The 3,531-nt window shown below is 40.0% G+C and carries 5 protein-coding genes; 4 read left to right on the top strand and 1 reads right to left on the bottom strand.

Annotation, left to right across the window (positions count from 1 at the left end):
* Positions 1 to 440, bottom strand: a 440-nt coding sequence (locus KE626_RS34410; protein ID WP_211977687.1) for a DUF4262 domain-containing protein, incomplete at its 3' end; no start/stop codon positions are given.
* 131 nt (positions 441 to 571) lie between these two features.
* Here KE626_RS34410 and KE626_RS34405 point away from each other — a divergent pair.
* The 4 genes from KE626_RS34405 (at position 572) to KE626_RS34390 (ending at position 3,483) form a co-directional block, all read left to right on the top strand.
* The gene (locus KE626_RS34405) at positions 572 to 1,612 is read left to right on the top strand and encodes a hypothetical protein (RefSeq protein WP_211977685.1); all 1,041 of its coding nucleotides are present in this window, start codon (positions 572 to 574) and stop codon (positions 1,610 to 1,612) included.
* Positions 1,613 to 1,722: 110 nt separating this feature from the next.
* The gene (locus KE626_RS34400) at positions 1,723 to 2,028 is read left to right on the top strand and encodes a MerR family transcriptional regulator (protein WP_211977684.1); all 306 of its coding nucleotides are present in this window, start codon (positions 1,723 to 1,725) and stop codon (positions 2,026 to 2,028) included.
* Positions 2,029 to 2,054: 26 nt separating this feature from the next.
* Positions 2,055 to 2,990 carry a CHC2 zinc finger domain-containing protein gene (locus tag KE626_RS34395; protein ID WP_211977683.1) on the top strand — a complete coding sequence of 312 codons (936 nt, stop codon included), beginning with the start codon at positions 2,055 to 2,057 and terminating at the stop codon, positions 2,988 to 2,990.
* 94 nt (positions 2,991 to 3,084) lie between these two features.
* Positions 3,085 to 3,483: a hypothetical protein gene (locus KE626_RS34390; RefSeq protein WP_211977681.1), complete on the top strand. Its 399-nt coding sequence runs from the start codon at positions 3,085 to 3,087 to the stop codon at positions 3,481 to 3,483.
* Positions 3,484 to 3,531 lie beyond the last annotated feature (48 nt).

The raw sequence follows: 3,531 nt of genomic DNA, 5'->3' as shown, positions 1-3,531 counted from the left end.
TTCCAATTAGCATTGAACCCCTCCTCCCAAGGGAAAAGGCTTTGCTTATCCGGCCACACTAATTGCAAAGCGGAATAATTGAGATTATTGTAAAAGTTATTGGCTATCCCAAAGTAATTTGGCAGAAATGATTTATCGACAGATAGGAATTGCACTGGAAAATCTTCTATAAAATCATCATAACAAATTCCCACTTGCAATGATTGGCCATTCTTAATTAAATCGCAGGCATCATTTAAAAGACTACCCAAAAGATCTAGTGACAGCCCGAAGCTGATAATCTCCGGATGATTGAATTTCTGTTTCAGTCCGATTGTATAGGCAAAGGCAGGAAGAGAATCATTTGCTTCGATGAGAATGATATAGCAACCAAATTTATCAATCTTACCTTGTATTTCTTTATGAGATATTGGATCGTGATTGCAATGTTCCTGTGTCACAGCTGGTGATTTAGGTATTTAATTTAAAGTTATTGGGACCTATGCTAAGGTATTCGCTCATCCCGAATCTTCCAAATATTCTCATTATTTGGTATATTCAGGTATCTATTTAATAAGTTAACCTATAAGCGATGACAACCCTGGAACAAGTCAAGGATGTACCCTTTATGGTCAGAGTAGCGGAAACAAGCATATTCATCCGGGAGATACCCTATAACGATCAAACTAAGAAGACGTCAATTTTGATTATCGATTTTGATAAGCTGGCTAACCATGCTTTGCATAATCACTACTGTATTTCATTTATAAAATGCCCATTCCCTTTAAATTTTGACAGCCTGATAAATCATTTTGACTGGTGCAGTCGCTACCTATATTTTAACTTGGAAGAGTCTATTCTGCGAATTGAGATATTTACAAAATTGGAGAAACAGCATTTTGATGCCGAACGGCTTGAATATTTAATAAAAATGCTAAAGGAGTATCCTCAGGCATATCAATATAAATTAGAAGATGGGGATAATAGGCAGCAATGGGCATTGCGGAAGAAATTTAATTTTCAGAAGAATGTTGACTTTTTGAGGATAGTGGAAAACGATAAGCAGCAACGTGTCATTCTCCTTGATTATTTGCAAGCTCTACAAGGGAAGATAGGAGAAGAGCAAATAATAGATCGCAATAAAGAGCCGGTTGCCCCGCCTCTCGAACAAGTGACAATACCCACAACGGAGAAGCGGGAAAGGGAAGCCAGCAGTTATAATTTTTTGAAATTGAATGAAGATCTTTCTTCAGCTATTTGTGGGAAAGTGATTGACTTTTTATATGACACTTTCCAGCCTTACTTTCGAGCGCCCTACAATGTTGATACCTTCAATAAGATATTTAGTGATGAAGACAGCCCTGTGTTGGAACTTATAAAGAAAGACAATTTCGATAATCAGTCGTTAAAAATCATCTTCCTGGCATTGAAGGAAGCAAAGGGTCTTATCGTTTCCTGGCAAGTAATTGAAAAGAAAGTTCAGGTATTTAAGGCTAATGGAACCCCATTTTCCGGTTTTTCGGAGGTGAGTATGGGCAAGATTAGTCGCTCAAAGCGCCAAAAGTTGGAGAAAGATATACATCCTGTAATTGAATTGATTAAGAAAGAGTTAGCCGCCAATAAAAGAAAATAAGTAATCGCCTTCCTATAAATAAAGTCCGGATTTTGCATGTTTTTTCCGGTATTTGCCCTAAACCGGCATTTTTTGCATTCATATTTGCTCTGAATCAATAGCGAAGAGATATGAGTGAGCAAATGCAATTTATTGGTTTCAGTATAGAGCAGGCAAGGCTCTTTATTGAAAGTATCGTTAAGTCCTGCCTCCAGGAAAATAACCTTTCCAAAGGTCTATCAGAAACACCTCTAAACATTCGGCAGGCTTGTAAGATTATAGGCGTTTCTGCCCCCACACTCCGAAAGTTCGTGCAAATGTCCCTGATCCGCCGCCATGACCTGGGTGAGCGTAAGAAGGTGTTTTACTTGTCTGAGTTGGAGGAAGACATTAAGCGGATTCGTTCCATGAACCAGAAACCGGAACCGAAAGATTAACCCCTTAACCCATCTCAAATAATTTTATGGCGACAAATGATTTCCCCATTGCGGAGGCAAAGCGGACAGACATGGTTGATTACCTGGCATTTCTCGGCTACCAGCCCCAGAAGGTACGAGGTCAGGATTACTGGTATTTGTCCCCATTCCGGGAAGAGAGTACTGCCTCTTTTAAGGTTGACCGCAAGCTGAATCTGTTTTATGATTTTGGAATTGGGCAAGGAGGTAGTATTGTGGACTTTGGAATGTTGTTTCATCATTGTACTATCCCTGAGGTGCTGGAGAAGCTGCAAGCCTTTCTTTCTTTTCATCGGCCTCAGGTACTCTCTCAACTTTCACCAATGGGGCCAGCTCCCCAATTTTCCAGTGAAGAAAAAAAGATCAGGGTGATTGGGGATGCCCCGATTGCTTCCCCGGCTCTACTTCATTATTTGGAAGTGCGCTGTATTCCCGTGCAGCTTGCCCAACAGTTTTGCCGGGAAGTTCGGTACTCACTTTACGGAAAGGATTATTATGCTATCGGTTTTAAAAATGATGCTGGTGGCTATGAATTGCGCAATCCTTATTTCAAAGGGAGTTCCAATCCGAAGGCAACTACGTTTATTGATAACGGCGCGTCTGAAGTATCTGTATATGAAGGCTTCTTCAGTTTTCTATCTTTCCTGATGATCCATCAGGGGAAAAATCTGCCGGAGACTAATTACCTGGTGCTAAATTCTTTATCCTTTTTTAAAAAGTGCCAGGAATTAATGGAAAAGCACCAGGTTATTCATCTGTATTTAGATAGAGATAAAGCAGGTATTAGCCAAACAGATCAAGCTTTAGCCCTCGATAAGAAATACAGGGATTGCAGTCAGATCTATGGGGACTATAAAGACCTAAATCAATTTCTCATCCATTCTAACCCTTCACAAACCGTCAAGTACTCACAAGACAGCTTCAAAAAACTACGCCGAGGTTAACATCAAAAATGGGTATGAGAAATGACCTTCCTTTTTTTTTCACTGTAACTCACTCCTCTCAGTAGTGATTATTCAATTATTAAAATCTCAAATTATGGCTGACTTTAAAAGAAAAACATTGCAATTAAGCTCTGGGAAGCAGATTAAATTATTTGGAAATAGCATGGCTATTGGGAAATCATTGGAACTTGGCGAAGGGTATCGCCCCAATATACTTGCCTGCAACGATGGAGTTTCGGAAAGTAATTCCCCTGCATCCGTGCACAATCCCTTCAGGTTAACCCGTGACGAACTGATAGAACTGGCGGATTATAACATTCAACTTTGGATGGACTTGAAGAAGAATATCTATAAACACGGGATAGATAACCCCATGATTTTTGAAATGGAGTTACCGCCTCAGAACAAATTAGCTAAGCCAGGAACCAAGAAAAACGGGCCTGAAGGGGAAGTTAAAAAGATAGCTTCTCCCAAATCAGACAACAAATTATAGCGTAGCAAAAACATGCGGGCGGGAGCATATGGGTCTTGAGGTTCGGTA

The sequence above is a fragment of the Chitinophaga hostae genome (assembly GCF_018224885.1).
Taxonomy (GTDB): domain Bacteria; phylum Bacteroidota; class Bacteroidia; order Chitinophagales; family Chitinophagaceae; genus Chitinophaga; species Chitinophaga hostae.
This window is presented reverse-complemented; position numbering and strand designations above follow the sequence as displayed.